The sequence below is a fragment of the Butyrivibrio sp. LB2008 genome, assembly GCF_000621565.1.
In the GTDB taxonomy this organism is placed as follows: Bacteria; Bacillota; Clostridia; order Lachnospirales; family Lachnospiraceae; genus Butyrivibrio.
In genome coordinates, this window is record NZ_KK211306.1 from 18146 (window position 1) to 37937 (window position 19792).

Sequence of the window (19792 nt, forward strand, 5' to 3'; positions counted from 1 at the left end):
TCTCCTCCTTCATACATGGACTCCTTATTAGCTATGATACGATTTTTTTACTCAATTATCAACCCGTTTTTTAAGTAGATTTTTGTTTAAATTTCACTTTACTCAGACACAATTCCTTGATTTTTAGGCTCAAATTGAGTTATTTTATTATCTTCGTTGTACTCTTCAAGATTGAGAATCCCCGTCTTACCTTCAAGACTCGGTAAAATGTGTGGAAGTTGCATGATTTTTTCATCAATAAAGTCAGCTTTACCCAAACTGACCTCAACTCCACCAAAATAAAGATATAAATTATAATCGTCGTCAAAAAATATCTTATCTGCATGAAGTTCATGTTTATCCAAAAGTTGAGTAACATTAAGGATTTGCTCGAACACACCCCTGTGATCCTCATCTATAGGTAGCTTTTCGTGAAGTACGACATGCGCAATGTCAAGCCCCATAACCTGCGGAACATCATCGGATGCTTCAAGTGAGCTTTCTACAACAATTCCCTCTCTGTCAAAATACATATAACGCCCAAGATATGCTATATATCCGGCAATAGCTTTTTCGTAGACATTTATTTCAACCGTATCCTTTGAAACAATATCCACATCAATCTTTTCGACAAAAGGAACATCCTCTATACTCTTGTTCCTGTACTTTGCAGCAAGAAACATCGAGTTATGGCAAAAGCTGTCCGTCATTACCATATCTTCTATCTCTTTTGTCGTATAATGCGTGCTTCCAAGAACATCAACGTTCTTGATCGTGTAATTGTCAGCAATATATATAACGCCTGCGATAGCCGCAAAGACCGTAAAGCCGACAATGAACACAATAATATAAAGACTCCGTTTATACATAAAGGAGTCTTTTAATCTCATAAATGGCGTGTAAGCCGGTTTGGCAGCATATGAACGTTTTTTTCTTTTTTTGCGTTTTTTTGCCATATCCAAACTATCTTCCTATATTTCTTCCCACATTAAGTGCCACACCAAGCTCGGCAAGCTGAGTAATAACAGCAGAACCGCCGTAACTGATAAAAGGAAGTGTGATTCCGGTATTGGGAATTGTATTGGTAACAACCGCGATATTAAGCACAACCTGAATAGCTATATGCGCCATAACGCCGATAACAAGAAGTGCTCCAAACATATCAGGTGCATTATTCGCAATGATCATGAGTCTCCAGATAAGAAGCAGGAACATAAGCATTACCGCGATCGCGCCGAAAAGTCCAAGTTCTTCACAGATGATTGAAAAAATCATGTCATTCTGCGCCTCGGGAATAAATCCCATCTTCTGCATACTCTCACCAAGACCTTTTCCAAATGTTCCGCCTGATCCAATGGCATAAAGAGCCTGAAGCGTCTGGAATCCCTTACCGCTCGCATGTGCCTGGGGATCAAGCCAAGCCAGAACTCGTTCTGAACGGAAGCCTCCGCCTCCTTTTCCGGCATTGACAATTATAAGAACCAAGACTATTGCAAAACCAAGCACCGACAGCGCTGCCACAACATATCTCTTATATCCGGGAGTTGCCACAAAAAGCATAACAATGGCAATAGCCATAACGATAATCGCCGAACTAAGATTCTTTGTACATGCACGGATAAGCAGTGCAAGAAAAGCAGGAAATCCGACCGCAACGCCATATCCTTTCGGCGTAAGAAGGAGCTTTTGGAGTTTTAAGATAATACTTGCCATAAATACAATAACAGCGATCTTGGCAATTTCCGCAGGCTGAATTGTTAGACCAATTCCCGGGATTTTAATCCATCTCTTGGCACCGTTAAGCTTGATTCCTATAATCGGAGTCAGAAAAAGTAACACAACTGAAGTTGCATACAAAGGAAACGAAAGCTTTCTTAGCAGCCCGTACGGAAAATAAGACATAAACATCATGGCTGCAATTCCACCAAGCACCGCTCCGAACTGATGCCTGAAGTAATACGACGAATCGCCTCCGACCTTGAGATTAGCCCAATATGTACTTGTCGAATAGATCATTACGAGTCCGAAAGCAAGCAGGAAAAGTATTATGAATATCATACTGTAATCAATATAAACTTCTTCTCTTTGCCTTCTTAATACCCTTACCCCGGCTCTTGCCATATCAAATCATCCCCTCATTGTAGTATTTTTAAAGCTTGTTGACATATTCCTTGAACTTCTTTCCCCTGGTTTCGTAATTCGGGAACATATCCCAGCTTGCACATGCAGGTGAAAGAAGCACCGCCTCTCCCTCCTGTGCATTTGCGCTGCAATATTCAAGCGCCTCTTCAAAAGTATCTTTGAATATATATTTGGTAAATCCGTGTTTCTCAGCACATTCAGCAATCTTTTCCCTGGTCTGTCCGATAAGAACAAGCATCTTAACAGTATCGCCGAAGTTCTCTATCCACTCGTCATACTCGCTTCCCTTATCATATCCGCCTCCGATGAGGATGGTAGGCTTACACATAGCCTTAATTCCCTGAATTGCCGCATCAGGGTTTGTTCCCTTGGAATCGTTGTAATAGTCTACGCCGTTCTTTGTCGCAACAAACTCGATTCTGTGTTCAACAGCCTTGAAATCGCGAACAACTCTGAGAATAGTTGAAAAAGGTACTCCCATCGCAACAGCCATCGCAATAGCAGCCATAACATTCTCAACGTTACACATTCCGACAAGATTCATATCATGAATATTCATGACTTTGACAGCTTCGCCCGAAATGCTCATATATATATCTTCGCCGTCAAGATAGAATCCGTCCTTAAGTTTCTCCGATGTGGAAAAGAACACCACCTTAGCGGGGCACTTCTCTCCAAAAGCCCTTGTATACTCATTGTCATAGTTAAGTACGCAAGTATCCTCTTTGGTCTGATTGTTGGTAATATTCTGCTTCATCTGAGCATAACATTCCATTGTATGATGTCTGTTCAAATGATCGGGTGTTATGTTCAAAATAGCCGAAACCTGCGCGTGGAAATTATCAACCGCCTCGAGCTGGAAAGAACTGATCTCTCCGACCGTGACGGAATCATCTGTCATCTCAAGCGCACTCTCCGCATAAGATACTCCGATATTTCCGACAACATAGCTGCTCTTAAAATAAGCCTTCATTATCTCGCCCACAAGAGTTGTTGTTGTAGTCTTTCCGTTTGTTCCCGTAATGGCAACGATCTTGCCCTTTGCAAAATTGTAAGCAAGCTCAATCTCGCTCCAAATGGGAATATTCTTCTCTTTTATACGGAGAACAGTCGGTGCATCAAGAGGAACCGCAGGACTTGGAACAACAAGCGCAAGCTCATCCAGTACCGCATCTGAAATCTCTCCGATAATAATCTCCGTATTGTCCTTATCTTCATCATTAAGTTTCTTTACAATATCTTCTCTTGTAACCTTGGTATTCTCTTCAAGCATTACGGGAACCGCACCAACCTGGTGAAGGAGTCTCACAGAACCCACTCCCGACAATCCCGTACCGATCACAAGAACTTTTTTTCCACTGATATCACTAGCTTTCATATCTCTCAACCTCTGTTATAAACCTGCATATGCTATAAGGCATAAAATAATTGTTACCGTTGTAAATACATTAACTACCTTTGTTTCAGACCATCCGCCTTTTTCAAAATGATGATGGATTGGAGCCATTCTGAAGATTCTTTTTCCGTTAGTAAGCTTAAAATAAGTAACCTGCATGATAACTGAAATTACTTCAACAAAATAGATAAATCCTACGATCACAATGAAAAGAGGCATATTCATAACATAAGCTATTGCTGCAACAAATCCGCCGATAGCAAGCGAACCGGTATCTCCCATCATGACTTTTCCGGGATATACGTTGAATACAAGATATCCGAGAAGTCCACCAAGCATAGATGCTGCCATAACCTCTGCTCCGGTAGAACCGTAATGCATGGCTGCCAATGCAAAAAATCCAGCAACAACAGCTGTTACCGATGCACAAAGTCCGTCAACTCCGTCCGTAAAGTTAGTTCCGTTAGCAGTTCCAAGTGCTATGAAACACAAGATAGGAATATTCATTATTCCAAAATCAACAGTGGTATCCAAAAAAGGGAATCTCATAGCAAGCGTCATGTCGGTGAAATTTTCAACATAAATCGAAAAAATCACTGCGATAATGAGCTGTCCCAAGAATTTCTGCCAGGCTCTAAGTCCCAGATTGTGTTTTTTTACCACCTTGATGTAATCATCGATAAATCCGATAACACCGAAACCGAATGTAAGAATAAGAACCGGTATTACTTCCTTATGAAATGCCGCATAGCAAACACCTATAATAAAGAAGGGAAGTAAAAAGATTATGCCTCCCATTGTCGGCGTTCCTGTCTTCTTCTGGTGAGACTCGAGCCCCTCAACTCTCTCAGTCTGTCCCGCTTTCAGTTTTTTAAGCATTGATATTATCTTAGGTCCGGCAATCACCGCTATAAGGCATGATGTGCATACCGGTATCAATGTTCTTACAATGTAATCATTCACGTGTACACCCCCACTACTTTTAAAAAATTAATTATTACTGCTGCTCTCGGCCGAATCATCGTCACCTTCCAGTTCATCCATGGTTCCGGCGCCAAATTCATGTCCGGTATCAGGATCGTAAAGATGACCTGTATTCGGGTTAATATAATACCCCGTCGCAGGATCAACGTCAAATGATTCCCAATCCAATTTGGGCTTATCATCTTTTTCGTCAGTTTTTTCTTTATTTGCTTCAGAGTCTTCTTCCTGTACCTCTGAGCTTGCTTCAGTAGCCGCTTCTACAACAGGCTCTACTGAAATAATGTCATATTTCTCTTTGAACTCATCGAGCTCTTTCTGTTCTTTTTCACTTATCGGTTCTGTCATAGGATAGTTTAGATAAGGAAGAGCCTCAGTAAGAACATTATGCACGATATAAGTTGCTCTCTTAGCATCATCCTGAACAGGATAGTTAGGTCTGTCTACAACAACATAGATTGCGATCTCAGGATTGTCCGCAGGCGCGTATCCCATAAAAGAAACTACGTAATCTCTCTTGTTACGCGGAACCGTCTCAGCTGTTCCTGTCTTACCACCGATCATAAATCCAACCGGTCTTGCCGTTTTACCTGTACCGTGTTCTCCCGTTACAACCGTGTTACAATACTCCACGATTTTCTTGGAAGTAGATTCCGAAATAGTCTGCCTGAGCAACCTTGGTTCAATATTCTTGATTGTTGAGCCGCTGCTTGAAACGATTTTCTTTACAACATGAGGTTCATAAAGATATCCACCATTTACCAACGAACTGAAAGCAGTTATCATCTCTATCATCGTACAGTTATAACTCTGTCCAAAAGAGTATGTTGCCAGATCGGTAGGTGTAAGTCCGTCTTCTCCGCCGGCTCTTTTAACCAGGGTATCCGTTCTTGACTCACCTGCAAGATCGATATTAGTCTTAAGTCCAAATCCAAAGTTTCTCTGAAGTTTTGAAAAAGTCTGAATACCTATTGCATGAGAAATCTTCATCATTGCAACGTTACAGGATCTCTCAATGGACTCAGCTACTGTAAGTGTTCCGTCACCATTTTTGTTATGGCAGTGAATCTTGTGTCCGCCAACTTCATAGTAACCGGGACAATCATATGACTCATTTCCCGTAATAGTTCCGCTTTCGATTCCAATAGCAACAGTAAACGGCTTAGATACGGAACCGGGCTCATATGTATCCGATACGCAAAAGTTTTTCCAAAGCGCTTTCAGATTGAGCATCTTAAGTTCGTTTATTTCCGCATCATCACTGCTGTTGAACTCGTCAACCTGGTCCTGCGAAATATAAACGGTATTGCCCTTTTCATCTTTTGCCTTTTCCACTTTTACAATAGTCTTAATGACATTCCCCTGTTCATCCGTTACATCTTCTTTTTTGGAAATGAACTCAGGCATTCCCACAAGTTTGGATGTATCCCACGGATTATTGAGATCAAAATTCGGATAACTTGCCATTGCAAGAATCTCACCCGTGTGGACATTCATCATTATGCATCCCACGTTGTCCGCACCGTTTCCGGCATGTGTATTATTCTTGAACTCATCATTATATACATTAAGATACTTCTCTACTATTTCCTGAAGATGAGCATCTATGGTAGTAACAATATCATTTCCGTCTTCCGCAGGGATTGTTGTTCTCTCAAGTTTAAGATCATCATCGAGATAGCCGTACTCTCTTCCTACGGTTCCGTTAAGTACATCATTGTAATACTCCTCAAGACCGTACATTCCCTCATTCTCTTTTTTGCTGGTGAAACCGATAACGTCACTTGCAAGAGTATTGTTGGGATACTTCCTTATATAATCATCTTCAAACCAGATTCCCTGGACATTGGAATCATAATTATCATTTCCGGGAGTAATGAGTTCCTGGAATCCTCTGATCTCATCATATGAAAGCTTTTTGGCAAGAATGTAATATCTGGAAGTCGGATTATCTTTTGCATAAGTCTGTAACTTCGCAGTGTCGATCTTATCTCCGAAATACTTTTTAAGAGCACTGAGCGTAGGCTCCACGTACTTTGAATCATCTCTTAAAAAAGCCGTCGAATCGAGTATTACATTGTAGACTTTCTCGCTGTATGCCAGAACAGAATTCTTACAATCAAGGATTTTTCCTCTTTTAAAAGGAATTGTTTTGGAGTCATATCGTTGCTGTGAAAGAACTTTTTTCTCATACTCTTCACCGTTATTCTTAGTGATGGCTATGAGCCGGGCTCCTAATCCAACGAAAGCCAGTAGTACCAACACAAAAAGTACTACCAGCTTTTTCTTCATTCCTATTGTAAATTTCTGTTTTGCTTTCTCTTTTACTGTTTTCATAGCAAAATATTCCTTATTACTTATTTGGTGTCTGCGGTATAGGCGCGAGCTGTCTCACATAATCTTCACCGCCCCCGTCGGAATACGTAACTATCTGACCTTCAGAAGCATAAGTCATTCCATATTGCTGAATTGCAATCTTCTTTATCTCATCAAGATTGACATTTCCGTTTGCTCTGTTATAGGCTTCATCATTATCCTGTTTGAGCTGATTAAGCTGGCTTTCGAGCTTGGATATATTTTTCATACTGGTTGTGACTCTTGACTGAAGCGAAATATAAAAAGCTAAGGTTCCTACCATCACAAGCATAGCAAATGATAAGAACAGCAAATAACCTAAGCTCATATGATGACGCTTTTTATGTCTTCTTAAAGGTTCCTGAACATGGATTCTTCTACGCACTTGATCAGGTTCATATATTCGTCTGACTGTGCTGCCATGGATGTATGCGTTAGCCATATTCATTCTCCTTCCTCATAGTTTAGATGCTTCGCTGTCACAAAGCTTTCTCAAACACTCTGAGTTTGGCGCTCTGTGACCTCTTGTTTTCCGAAAGCTCTCTCTCACTTGGGAGTATGGGCTTTCTTGTTATTACTTTGCCTTTCGAAACCTTTCCGCAAACGCAAACCGGGAAATCCGGAGGACATGTGCAAGGTCTCTCGTTTGTTCTGAAATTATTCTTGGTTATCCTGTCTTCCAATGAATGGAAAGTGATAACACAAAGTCTCCCCCCGGGATTCAAAAAGTCTATGAATCCATCCAAAGAACCTGATAAAACATCAAGTTCTCTGTTCAAAGCAATTCGTATTGCCTGATAAGTCCTCTTTGACGGGTGACCACCCTTCTCTCTCATCTTGGCAGGGATGGCTGCCTTGATGATCTCGTTGAGTCTGAAGGTTGTCTCTATGGGGCTCTTCTCACGCTCAATACAAATGTGCTTTGCTATATTCTTAGCGAACTTGTCCTCGCCAAAATCTCTTATAATATGAAATATCTCTGTTTCAGAATAGTCATTGACAATGTCCCTTGCTGTAAGTTCCTGTCTCTGATCCATTCTCATATCAAGAGGAACATCCTCTTTGTAAGTAAAACCTCTCTCGGCATTGTCAAGCTGGTATGAAGACACTCCGAGATCGAGTAATATTCCGTCAACTCCGGTTACGCCAAGCTCTCTTAATCTCTTCACCGCATTCTCGTAATTATCCCTAATGACAGTGACTCTGTCCGCAAACGGTTCAAGTCTCTCAGTCGCCGCGTTGATTGCGTCCTCGTCCTGATCCGTTCCGTAAAGATGTCCACCCTCAGTAAGCTTCTCAGCGATGTGAAAAGAATGTCCGGCTCCCCCAAGAGTTCCGTCCAGATATATTCCATCGGGTTTAATATTCAGATTTTCAAGTACTTCCTCAAGAAGTACGGAATAGTGATTAAATTCCATGTGTTTTCCTTAGATACTTAAGCCATATTCGCTCATCTTGGCCGCAATTGAATTGATATCATCAAACGTGCTGGCCTTCTCCCATTCAGCCTTACTCCAGATCTCGGCTCTGTTTCCGACTCCGGCAATTATCGCTTCCTTCTCAATCTTGGCGTGTTGCAAGAGATTTGAGGGAAGAAGTATTCTACCCTGCTTATCAAGCTCTGCGTCAATGGCGCCGGCGATAAAGAAACGTCCCAACATTCTGGCTTCAGGTTTATCCATAGGAAGTGATTGGAGTTTTGCTTCAAATTGTTCCCAGCCTTCTTCGGCGAATACGAAAAGACAGCCGTCAAACCCCTTAGTAACCACGAATTGTTCACCAAGAAGCTCACGGAATTTAGCAGGAATTATGAGCCTTCCCTTAGCATCGATGGAATGGCTGTATTCACCTTTAAATGCTGTTCCCACTTATCTCCCACTTTCAACCACTTTTTAACACTTTTTACCACCTGAAGTCATTATAAAACAAAATTAATCATTAAACAACCTTAAAAACGTAAAATTTTGCTAAAGTATTAGCTTAGATATGGCGCCGGTAAAGCAGTTTTTAAGCACAAAAAAGAGCCTCTTTCGAGACTCTTCTTAATCGCTTTTAAGCTAATTATATGTACATTATTCTGTTTTTGATTCATCCTCCGGCTCTTTTTCAGAAATCTCTTTTGTATCAATTTCCGATCCGGTCTCAGATTTATCTTTCGTTTCTTTTTCTTCCGAATCTTTCTCATCTGCCGTATCTGTGCCTGTTGCCGTCACTTTAGACAGTCTCACGCGTGTGATCACCTCTGCAATAACAGCAAATACAAAGCAGCATGCTCCGATCAGCATTGATACCGGTATATGAGTCCCTGTCACATAGAGCTGATCCGTTCTCACATACTCGATCCAGGTTCTTCCGATTCCGTATCCACCAAGATAAAGCAAAACGATCTCACCGTCAAACTTCTTGTGCTTTGTATAAAGAAGCACTATCGCAAGAAGCCCGAGATTCCACAAACTTTCATAAAGAAACGTCGGCGCAACCTGAATATAATTGGCGCCATCCATGTGCTGTATCATAAGATCGGATATATCACTGCCTCTGACCATCTCAACAGGAAGTCTCATCGCAAGAAGCCCATTGGTATACTCACCAAAAACCTCTCTGTTAGTGAAGTTACCCCATCTTCCGATTGCCTGTCCCAAAAGAAGTCCCGGCATAACCGTATCTGCAAGTCTCAAAAACTTGCACTTCTTAACTCTTGAAAAGATATAGATCGTAGTGAACCCGGCAATAACACCGCCATAAATAGCAAGTCCGCCGTTTCTTATCGCAAGAATGCTCAGAAGATCATCCTTGTAGCTATCCCAGGAGAAAATTACATAATATAATCTCGCTCCTATTATGGAAAAGATAATTACATAAACCGCAAGATCCCAGTAAATATCAGGATCCTGATCAGTTTTCTTGGCAACCTTCGCTATAAGGAAAAGAGCCAGCAAAAAGCCCATTCCTATAATTACTCCATAGAGTGCAATTGTAAATCCGAAAACTTCAAAGCTCTTGGGGACATTACTCAGATAAATATTCAGGTTAGGAAAAGCAATGTCCATTTTCCCCATATCGCCAGCAGTCATATTGCTCCTCCCTATTAAACATTAAATCTGAACAGAATCACATCTCCATCCTGGACTACGTACTCTTTTCCTTCCATACGCACAAGTCCCTTCTCTTTTGCTGCCGCAATAGAGCCTTCGCGAAGAAGATCCTGATAATTGATAACTTCCGCCTTGATAAAGCCTCTCTCAAAGTCAGTATGGATCTTACCTGCTGCCTGAGGAGCCTTTGTTCCGATCTTGATTGTCCAAGCTCTTGTCTCATCTTCACCTGATGTAAGGAAGCTCATAAGGCCAAGTGTCTTGTAACTTGCAGCGATGAGCTTATCAAGTCCTGACTCTGTAAGTCCCATGCTCTCAAGGAACTCTGCCTTCTCACCCTCATCAAGCTCTGAGATCTCAGCTTCGATCTGTGCACTGATAACAAACACTTCGCTGTGTGACTTTGATGCAAGTTCTCTTACAGCCGCAACATACTGATTTGAAGCACCGTCATCGGCGAGATCTTCATCCTTTACATTTGCAGCGTAGATAACAGGCTTCCATGTAAGAAGATCAAGACTGTTTACAAAAGCGAGCTCTTCCGGATCTTCAAATTCAAGTTCTCTAGCCATCTTGTCAGCTTCAAGAACCTCTTTTATCTTATTTAATGTCTCGAGCTCTTTGGCTGCGGTCTTATCCATTCTTGCTGTCTTTGCAGTCTTAGCGATTCTGCGCTCAAGAACTTCAAGATCGGCAAATACAAGTTCTAAGTTAATTGTCTCTATATCACGTGTGGGATCAACACTTCCGTCAACGTGAACAACGTTAGGATCTTCAAAACATCTTACAACGTGCACAATAGCATCAGTCTCACGTATATTTGCAAGGAACTGGTTTCCGAGTCCCTCACCCTTAGATGCTCCCTTAACAAGTCCTGCAATATCAACGAATTCTATAGTTGCAGGCGTAACCTTCTTTGAATGATAAAGATCACCGAGCTGCTTAAGCCTGTTATCCGGAACAGCAACAACGCCCACGTTAGGGTCAATCGTAGCAAACGGATAGTTCGCAGCAAGCGCTCCTGCATTTGTAAGTGAATTAAAGAGTGTACTCTTTCCGACGTTCGGAAGTCCCACGATTCCTAGTTTCATTTTTATTCCTCCATGCCCGTAAATACGGGTTTTTTTGTTTCACCATGTCTGATTTTCGCAATTTTTACGCCAGAAATGATAAGTTTTTATTATTTTTTTACTCCCCAAAATTTTGGTGTAAAAAAACAAGGCAACTTAAACTGCCTGAAACTGCATCATCGCAACCTGTAATGAATCGTCTGTAACATGTACATAAGTATCCATTGTGGTTGACAACTGTGCATGTCCTAAAATCTTCTGTAAAGACTTAGGATTAACTCCTCTTTCGACGCATCTGGTTGCGAAAGTATGTCTCAACGCATGCATGCTGAATGGCTTAATATCAGCCTTTCTGCAAAGCTTCTCCAGATTGGTATCATACGTTGAATTCTTGGTTGGCTCGCCGGTACGGCAGTTGATAAAAATCAAATCCTGCATGCACACTTCGCGTACCAAACCGGTTCTGGGATCTCTGAATGTAAGTACCCGAGACAGTACCGGCGATTCCTTTCTGGTCTCCCTTTTAATATATAACTCGAAAAGAATATCATACGCTTCATTGGTAAGAGGAATGGTTCTAAATGCTGACATCGTCTTAGGCGGGCCGACTCTCCAGGCTCCGCTCTCATAACGATATTCCATCGTCTTATCAACTGTAAGCGTTCTCTTTACTCTGTCAAAGTTATCCCAGGTAAGACCTACCAGTTCACCCGTTCTTAATCCCGTTTGCAATACTAAGCGAAAAGCCTTGGCATTGCTGTTCTTGTCGGCATACGCAAGGAAAATGTTCTGTTCCTCTAAATCCAAGAATCGAATCGGCTTCTTCATCTTGTTACATTTGAAATCAACACCATCCAGCGGATGCCTCGTAATCAAGTCGTTCTTCAATGCTGATTTAAACATAGAGCCTATACAGATGTATGTCTGATAGATGGTGGATTTCGCGTAATATGGTTCCATATTATTTAAAATCTGCTGGCAATGCATTGCCTTCACATCTACTAAGAGCATATCACCGATCGCATTCTTTACATCGCTGTAATAACGATCTGTATAGTTACGAATGGTATTGGGTGACAGGTTGCTCTTGAAAGTCTTCAACCAGTAATGAAACCATTGGTCTACCGTCATGGTATACTCTATGGATTCTTCACCTTCCTGCTCATCCTGAAGCTTGTTTCTCATATACCACTTTCTTGCATCAGCAACAGTATCGAAACACTTCTCTACTCTACGTCCTCTTCTGCTTGTAAATCGTGCCGAGTAGCGACCATCTTTGCGTTGCATGATGCCTTCGCCCATCTCCCGGCCTCTTAAATCTTTTCCCATAAAACGCTCCTTTTCATATTAAAAAGAGCATCCTCATGCGTATAACAAAATAACACAGAAACGCGATATTTTCAAGCATAGCACAACTACATCAAGCTGATGCCACGCAAATACTCATCGAATGCTTCTCTCTTGATCAAAACCTTTTTTCCCACCTTAAACGAAAACTTTGTCATGGGATCTTTGCACAATTCCCTGATGCGATTGACACCTATATTGGAATATTCTGCAGCTTCCTCAACGGTTAGGGAAACCTTGTACCATATCGGTACGCCAATTCCGCTACTTTTTTCACTCCCCAAACCGAAAGAATCCAGTATTTCTGCGGCTTTGCCCCTGGCGTAATTTACGCCACTTGCTGGCGTAAAAAGCCCCAATTGTATCTGCAATGTCTTATCTATATGGGAAATCATGAATTTATCATTTAAATGTCCTATATACCGTGCCAACTTGCCGCGGCTAATTGTAGTTATCTGTTCAGCCATGGATGCCGATTCCTCATCTAATCCTCCCATATGATCCAGGATGGCATGTGTCGGGAATCCTTTGCTCCTATGAATTTTGGTTGTAATTGGTATCACGGTGATTGTTGGTGAATATCTGTTACCTTTATTATTCTGAACGACGATTACAGGCCGTTCTCCTCGCTGTACAGACCCTATATTATCTCCCAAGTCTGCCAAATATATATCACCACGTTTTATCTCTTTCATATGTGTATTCTCTCCTATAATTATGAAGTAAAAAGAAGGCACCCACTGCCAGTACACAGCGGAATACCTTCTTAAAATCAAACAGTTATATGTTCTCCTATTTGCCCACGGCGCCCCGGAGATTACGGGAAATCACTAAGCGGCTGCAGCACAGCTCCATAGGCTCACCCCTTCCTGCGGTTCTCGCAAGACCGCTCCCATTACGATGAGTTGTGGCTGAGCGGAAGTATCATTATACCCGTAGTTGTCATCGCCAGTGCCGGTGCTACCGACATTCCAGTGAGGCTATATCGCGCAAGGCGTACCTTTGGGGCTACATACTACAGGAACGTACTTAGTGAATGTATATTCTCTTGTCAAAGTACAGACAAGGGAAAATCCCTTCACTAATAACTACAGAAATAAGGGGAATAATAAGTCTATTTAAAAAAATAAAAACAGCTTTCACCTATACTATAAGTGAAAGCCGCAAAAACTTAATCATAAAAAATCATTTTAAACACCGATAATTCAGCTGTGTCATATATTATTCTTCAGAATAGATATTATATTTTTCCATAAGAGCTTCAATGACATCGTCTTCAGCAGTCAGGGCAAGCGTAAAATCATCAGACTCTTTTGGAATAGCCCTAAGAAGTAGCTGATATTCTTTTCGTCCTTCTTTTTTTCCTTCTTCAATTTTCTCTCTATCTCTCATCAGAAGTGTCATGTACTCCACCTCCCATTTCTCATTGCTTATTTATTTCCTTCTCTCAATTTATCATCTGCTTCTTTTGTAAATTCTGGAATTGGTTGACCTGTCACTATACCATTAGCAACAATCCACTGAGCATCCCAATAATTATTTACACCGATTGGTGCAAAGTAAATGTGCTTTGAAAGTTCATTCATTAATTCAACTTCCTGCAATCCATTCTGTTCAACTCTCTGACGTCTATTATAATCCAGCTGCATCTCGTATGCCATTCTTGCAAAAGCTGCTGCCCCCTCTGGATTTGCACTCGTTACAGGAATTGCAAAGCCTGCAATACTTCCTCCGCTGCTATATGCCTCTCCAGATGGTCCAGTCGGAAGTGGTGCCCATCCCACTTCATAATCGCACTCATAAACCGATTTTGCAGCAAAACCATACTCACATGTCATCGCAAGCTTTCCACTCTTAAATGCTTCTACAAAATCTACTCCTGGCTGCTGTATATACTTGCTTTTACAATATCCATCCTGAAGAAATTCGAAAGTTTCCTTAGCTTCACTACTCGCATAATTGCTATGAACTTTACCCTCATCGTCGTAAACTAAAGCAGTAGTGCCATCTGCATTTAGCACTTGAACATAAAATGAATCCCACCAGCCAAAGCCATAAATATCATTTTCTCCATCACCATCGGTGTCTTCTGCCATTTTAGTTCCAACCTCTTTAAAGGTATCCCAGTTCCAATTCCCCTCCTCAAAATATTCCGAAGGCGTTTTCACACCTTTTTGTTCAAAAAGGGTCTTATTGTAACTAATTACTACAGGATTAGCATCTGCCCCCATCGCATATGGAGTTCCTCCAAAAGTGAAAGCTGTTGTTACATTATCATACCAGAAATCATCGTCCAAATTTACATGCTTAGACACATCCTGTACAATTCCATCGTTTGCATATCGTGGGAAATTCTGATCATTTGCCTGAACCAAATCACAGACCTCACCCTTTTCAACCATTTCAGTTGTTTTGTTGATCATTTCACCCCAGCCTACGCCATATACAGTTACAGTACCACCATACATTTGCTCAAAGGCTTCTTTTGTTGACCATACAAGGTTAAATGCATTGGAATCATTTGCTTTAAAATTCTCCCACTCTTCTTCTGACATATCCCAAACAATCACCAAATTCGGATTATCTAAATGCTGTGGTAAAATATAAACATCTCTTGCACTAACAGTCTCAGACTGTTCAGTTTGCTCTGGCTGCTGTGAACTCTCTTCTATACCAGCTTCTGTTTTAGGAGCGGCATTGTCAGTTCCACACGAACAAAGCGATATAACGCAGCCCGTTGCCAATATACATGATATAATTTTTCTCTTCATATTACATCTCCAGTTAAAATTTAACAAATCTATCAGTTTCAACTTTTAATTGTCTTGCTACTTCATTATTTCCGTGCATCTGTTCATCGATATTTTCCATCTTTCTTACCAAATCATATGTATTATCCGCTGCATTCGAAATTGCTTTTGCACCTTCATCAACTGCTGATGTAATTCCTTCAATTGCCTCTTTGATACCTCCTACCAAATCCTTCAAATCAATAGACATTTTATTAAATTTATGTACAACACTATCTACGTAAGCTGCATCTTCTCTATATTTTTGTCCACTTGATACGAAACCGTCGTAATCAGGCAAGATTGTTTCATTAACGTACGTAATAATCTCGTCTGAGCTCTTAATTAATTCTTTAACTGCAACTGTTACCATATCATTGATATTCTGAATATTACTTGCTGTATCTCTACTTGAATCAGCCAACTGTCTAATTTCATCTGCAACAACTGCAAAACCTTTTCCTGCTTCTCCTGCACGAGCAGCCTCGATGGAAGCATTTAATGCAAGTAAGTTTGTCTGAGATGAAATACTTAAAATCTCATCTGTCAAACCATTAACCTTCTCTACACTCTTTGATTCTTCAATCGCTTCCTGGAGAGCGCTTAATATATCTCCCATAATTATATTTGTATTTTTCTTATTTTCTTCAGCCGTTCTCTCAAGCTCATCGGCTCTATTTCTCATTTCCTGAACGTATCCAGATAAGTCTTCTGATACACTCGCCAAATCAGCAACATGTGCGTCAACATTTGCTGCATTCTCATTTACACCAGTTGTAGTAGCTGATATCTCTTCCATAGAAGCAGATAACTCCTCCATAACAGATGAAATATCACAAGCATTTTCATTTGCTGTAGTCACATTGTGAGCAACATTTCCAACGATCTTGTCAAGCTCAGATGAATTTGAAATAATACTCTTCATCGTTCTCTGTAAAGCTTCAATAAACTCATTGATACCTTTACCCATCTGACCAACTTCATCTGTACCCTTAACTTCAATTCTTCTTGTCAAATCTCCTCTATTATCCGAGATTTCATCTACAATGTGCTGCAATGTCTCATGTGTTTTCTCTAATGGCTTAATAACTGTTCTCTTGCAAACAATAAAGCAAAGTACTGTTAAAATAACAGCAAGTAATAAAATAATCAAGCTTATATTAATTGAAGCACTGTACGCTCCTCTATTCTTGCGAACGGCTTCACCCATTTCCTGCTTGTTTGCTTCACGCATCTGGTTAGCCATTGTATTTACATCACTTCCCTGAGCCTTTAACTCAACGTTTGCCATTCCCTGAGCTGTTGTATATTGATACGATGAACTACATGTAATTACTGTATTAAAGGTGTCCATAAAAGTATCATATTTCTGCTTATACTGCTCATATAAAGCAGCATCTCCATTATTTGCTTTTAATACTGTTTCATATTTCGAACATGTTTCAGCCAAACGCGCTGTAACAGTTTCAATTTCTGCCTCTACTGACTTTTTCATTTCTACATCAGTAGCTGTACAGTGAGAATAGGCTAATTTCTGTAAAGCCTCAACATCAGTCGAAATATCCCCCAGCAACGACATACTTTCTGCATAATAACCAGAAATCCTCTCATCTGCGTTTTTCATCTGCGTCAAACTAGAAATCGATGATAAAAACGTAATAACTAATAATAGTACCAGCATAAACATTGGAACCATTATTTTCATCCTAATATTCAAGTTTTCCATTGCCTTCATAAATACCTTCTCTCCTTTACTTCAACACAGCTTGTTACATATGACAATTCATTTCATTCATTTCAAATTACATGCTTCGCCAAATGTAATAACTTCATGTAAACGGCAAGTAAAAACCAGCAAATTTTGGCACTTTATTTCCAGCGTTTTTTGGCAGTTAAGAACCAGCAGTTTTTGGCAGTTAAAATCCGCCACTTTTTCATAGCACCCACGGATTTCTCCGTGGGTATTTTTTTAGATTATACGAACTACTCTGCAAGACAGGCATCAAGGTCTAATTCTTCAAATGTTGAGCTTGGCTTAGGATGTCTGAGTTCCTCTTTTTCTTCTTCACTTAGACTTTCGAACCACCTGTTTTCTTCCTCTATATCTCTTATTGTACTGATGAAATCAAGTGGCCAACCATCCTCCCGATACCCATTATAAGGATTGTCGTATGGACTGTTGCCAGCTGCCACCCAATCCTCTAATTCTTTCATTTCTTCTTCAGTGATGTCTTTATTTTCACGTTTATATTTATGCAGCTGTTCTCTTAGAATTGCGCGTAATTCTGCGGATACGTTTTTCTTAAATCTCATCTTTACCATCCTCCTTAGAAATGATTTTCGATTCTCAAGTCTATAACTTTTTCCTGACATCTTTATCCTGTCACACTGATAGGAAAGTCTATCAAGGATTGCTGTTGCTAGAGCGGGATCATCTAAGAATTCGGCCCACTCCTCAAACCCTTTGTTTGTCGTAATGATGATAGACGTTTGTTCCTGTAGATCTGATATCAGCTGAAAAAATAGATTTCCCTCCATCGCTGTTATTGGGAGATAGCCTACTTCATCTATAACAAGAAGATGAGATTTCTTTATCCTATTTAGTTTTGTCTTACTACGTCGATCTATTTCAGCAGTTTTTAAGCACTGCATAAGTGACTGCATGGTTGTATAGCTTGATTTATATCCGCGTTCACACGCGTGATAAGCAAGAGCTATGGCAAGGTGTGTCTTACCTACACCTGGAGGTCCTGAAAGAATCAGATTATAAACTCCATCTATCCATGTCAGTTCCGCCAGTTGATTAAACTGCTTCTTTGATATTGATTTACAAAAGCCAAGATCAAAGTCTTTAAGATACTTAGGATATGGAAATCCTGCCTCCTTAATTCTTTTTTCCTGAGCTTTATCCTGCCGATATTTAATCTCGGCACTTAGTACATCGTTGAGGAAGGTTGCATACGTCTGTTGCGATTCCTCAGCCGCATGTACTAGCTGTTCTACTGTATTTTTAGTCTGTATTAAGCCAAGTGTTTTTGCATTGGCTTTTAACATTAAAAGGTTAAATCCATCATCCATTAGCACGCACCTCCTTATCCATTGCATCTTCGTAATCTTTTAGGTTTCTCACCTCAGGACCAGTGTTCTGATACTTGTCAGGAAGCTTTGCTTCAGGATATTTAGTTTTGTGAGCAGAAATATCTTCCTGGCTCAGAAATATAATGCTTGATTTTAGTTCACCTGCTGAATACAGCTCTCGTTCACTGCAGTAGTGCAATCCCTTGATTACTGCATCAGCATTCCATTCTTCAAATAGCTTTTTTATTACATTAAGTTGATCTCGATAGTATCTAGATTTCTCCTGATGTAGATGTTCAAGGAATGGACCAACCAGCTCATCTTGGTTAAATAATTCATTAAGAGCAGTTTCAACCTCTTTAAGGGATGCACTTTTATTGTCACGGTTATGACGACTGCCTACTAGTTGTCCCTTGTCATGACATACCGGATATTTGGCATAAACAGCCAATGTTACTGCATCAGTTATTGTTACGTTATCCTCATCATCTACTATCATAAAGACCTTTTTACCGGGAGCATATGTACCTGTAGGCACTCTATAACGATTCCCTTTATAGAGAACAACATTGTCTTTTCTTACCTGATAAGATATACTCTCGTTTGGCGCAGTTTCAAAACTGTAATGAGGTACCGGTATCAAGTATTCTTTTTCGCGTGCGAATACTTCTGCCGGTATTTTGTGTGTTGTGCCATGTTCTTCGGCGTTTCCAGTTCTAGCAAGCCATTTCACACAGTCATCATTGAAACTATCTATATCAACAAATATGCGGTGCTCGGCAAAGCCATGCTTTGCGTACTTTACTACATTTTCTACCTTACCCTTAGATTCAGGATCACTTCCTCTGCATAGATAAACATCAAATTTCATCTCGTCGAGATAGCTTTGAAATCCATCAGTGTAGATAATGTCTCCATTATTTTCGCTTACCGCAAGGACCTTATCCTGATCGTAAACAATCTCTTTGGTGCGACCTCCGAAGAACTCGAAGGCTTTCACATGCGCAGCAATAAAGGTAGCTTGCGTTTAACAACATTAACTTCGTTTTGTAGATTATCTGTAAATTCATCCATCGGCTCACCGGTACGAACAAACCTCAGGAAATTTCCAAGCTCTGTGTCATGGAGTTCAGTACAAGCTGCGTTAAGAATAACCTTGTTTGAATCATCTCCAAACGGAAGCTCATACTCTCTGCAGTAATTCTCAAATCTGTAAACCGGTTTATCTAATTCGTAAATATCCTCAGTACAGATAAAAATGACGTAACTCTTTGCCAGTTTATGATAATCTTCGCCTTTTTCTATCAAATTAAGATCTATCATCCCCTGGTAATAACGCGCACGCCTCGGAATATTACCCGGATTTGTTGTCTGCATCTCAATGTTATAAACTGTGCCTTTTTCATCATCCACATACACATCAAGCCTTACACTCTTGCTATCATATGAAGGATTGATAGTTTTTTGTTCTTCCGGATAGCTTAAACTCTTTGTTATGCAGAACAGAAGATAACCCATTCATAAAACAAATTATACTCACTTACATTATAGCAAATCCGC

Annotated in this window: 18 protein-coding genes; all 18 read right to left on the reverse strand. The window is 40.4% G+C overall.

Translation table 11 applies throughout. The annotated features are described in order from the left end of the window. Nucleotides 1–98: 98 nt before the first annotated feature. Nucleotides 99–848: a cell division protein FtsQ/DivIB gene (locus T356_RS0112400; RefSeq protein WP_242846610.1), complete on the reverse strand. Its 750-nt coding sequence runs from the start codon at nucleotides 846–848 to the stop codon at nucleotides 99–101. A gap of 94 nt (nucleotides 849–942) precedes the next feature. Further along, nucleotides 943–2100 carry an FtsW/RodA/SpoVE family cell cycle protein gene (locus T356_RS0112405; RefSeq protein ID WP_026514761.1) on the reverse strand — a complete coding sequence of 386 codons (1158 nt, stop codon included), beginning with the start codon at nucleotides 2098–2100 and terminating at the stop codon, nucleotides 943–945. A gap of 28 nt (nucleotides 2101–2128) precedes the next feature. After that, nucleotides 2129–3499, reverse strand: a complete 1371-nt coding sequence (gene murD, locus T356_RS0112410; protein WP_026514762.1) for a UDP-N-acetylmuramoyl-L-alanine--D-glutamate ligase — start codon at nucleotides 3497–3499, stop codon at nucleotides 2129–2131. 15 nt (nucleotides 3500–3514) lie between these two features. Continuing rightward, entirely contained in the window at nucleotides 3515–4480 is a 966-nt protein-coding gene (gene mraY, locus T356_RS0112415) for a phospho-N-acetylmuramoyl-pentapeptide-transferase (protein WP_026514763.1), read from the reverse strand. Between the two features lie 27 nt (nucleotides 4481–4507). Further along, nucleotides 4508–6835 carry a penicillin-binding transpeptidase domain-containing protein gene (locus T356_RS0112420; protein ID WP_026514764.1) on the reverse strand — a complete coding sequence of 776 codons (2328 nt, stop codon included), beginning with the start codon at nucleotides 6833–6835 and terminating at the stop codon, nucleotides 4508–4510. Nucleotides 6836–6851: 16 nt separating this feature from the next. Next, the gene (locus T356_RS0112425) at nucleotides 6852–7295 is read right to left on the reverse strand and encodes a cell division protein FtsL (protein WP_026514765.1); all 444 of its coding nucleotides are present in this window, start codon (nucleotides 7293–7295) and stop codon (nucleotides 6852–6854) included. A gap of 37 nt (nucleotides 7296–7332) precedes the next feature. After that, complete coding sequence (rsmH, locus tag T356_RS0112430) at nucleotides 7333–8271, reverse strand: 16S rRNA (cytosine(1402)-N(4))-methyltransferase RsmH (protein WP_026514766.1); 939 nt, start codon at nucleotides 8269–8271, stop codon at nucleotides 7333–7335. A 9-nt stretch (nucleotides 8272–8280) separates the two neighbouring features. Then, nucleotides 8281–8721 carry a division/cell wall cluster transcriptional repressor MraZ gene (gene mraZ, locus T356_RS0112435; RefSeq protein ID WP_026514767.1) on the reverse strand — a complete coding sequence of 147 codons (441 nt, stop codon included), beginning with the start codon at nucleotides 8719–8721 and terminating at the stop codon, nucleotides 8281–8283. 204 nt (nucleotides 8722–8925) lie between these two features. Continuing rightward, on the reverse strand, nucleotides 8926–9927 hold the full coding sequence (lgt, locus tag T356_RS19380) for a prolipoprotein diacylglyceryl transferase (RefSeq protein WP_242846611.1): 1002 nt from the start codon (nucleotides 9925–9927) through the stop codon (nucleotides 8926–8928). Between the two features lie 14 nt (nucleotides 9928–9941). Further along, on the reverse strand, nucleotides 9942–11039 hold the full coding sequence (gene ychF / locus T356_RS0112445; protein ID WP_026514768.1) for a redox-regulated ATPase YchF: 1098 nt from the start codon (nucleotides 11037–11039) through the stop codon (nucleotides 9942–9944). Nucleotides 11040–11174: 135 nt separating this feature from the next. After that, nucleotides 11175–12347, reverse strand: a complete 1173-nt coding sequence (locus T356_RS0112450; RefSeq protein WP_026514769.1) for a tyrosine-type recombinase/integrase — start codon at nucleotides 12345–12347, stop codon at nucleotides 11175–11177. 86 nt (nucleotides 12348–12433) lie between these two features. Continuing rightward, a complete protein-coding gene (locus T356_RS20880; RefSeq protein WP_081777845.1) occupies nucleotides 12434–13060 on the reverse strand; it encodes an excisionase in 627 nt (208 codons plus the stop codon). 526 nt (nucleotides 13061–13586) lie between these two features. After that, nucleotides 13587–13769, reverse strand: coding sequence for a hypothetical protein (locus tag T356_RS0112460; protein ID WP_026514770.1), 183 nt, complete (start codon nucleotides 13767–13769; stop codon nucleotides 13587–13589). Nucleotides 13770–13795: 26 nt separating this feature from the next. Then, entirely contained in the window at nucleotides 13796–15136 is a 1341-nt protein-coding gene (locus T356_RS0112465) for an ABC transporter substrate-binding protein (RefSeq protein WP_026514771.1), read from the reverse strand. Between the two features lie 13 nt (nucleotides 15137–15149). Continuing rightward, the gene (locus tag T356_RS20495) at nucleotides 15150–16889 is read right to left on the reverse strand and encodes a methyl-accepting chemotaxis protein (protein ID WP_051563423.1); all 1740 of its coding nucleotides are present in this window, start codon (nucleotides 16887–16889) and stop codon (nucleotides 15150–15152) included. 248 nt (nucleotides 16890–17137) lie between these two features. After that, entirely contained in the window at nucleotides 17138–18232 is a 1095-nt protein-coding gene (istB, locus tag T356_RS19395; RefSeq protein WP_081777846.1) for an IS21-like element helper ATPase IstB, read from the reverse strand. Beyond that, nucleotides 18225–19232, reverse strand: a complete 1008-nt coding sequence (locus tag T356_RS19400; RefSeq protein ID WP_051563424.1) for a transposase — start codon at nucleotides 19230–19232, stop codon at nucleotides 18225–18227. The genes istB and T356_RS19400 overlap by 8 nt, the downstream gene beginning before the upstream one ends. Beyond that, on the reverse strand, nucleotides 19229–19750 hold the full coding sequence (locus T356_RS19405) for an Rpn family recombination-promoting nuclease/putative transposase (RefSeq protein ID WP_051563425.1): 522 nt from the start codon (nucleotides 19748–19750) through the stop codon (nucleotides 19229–19231). Before T356_RS19405 ends, T356_RS19400 begins: the two co-directional genes overlap by 4 nt. Nucleotides 19751–19792 lie beyond the last annotated feature (42 nt).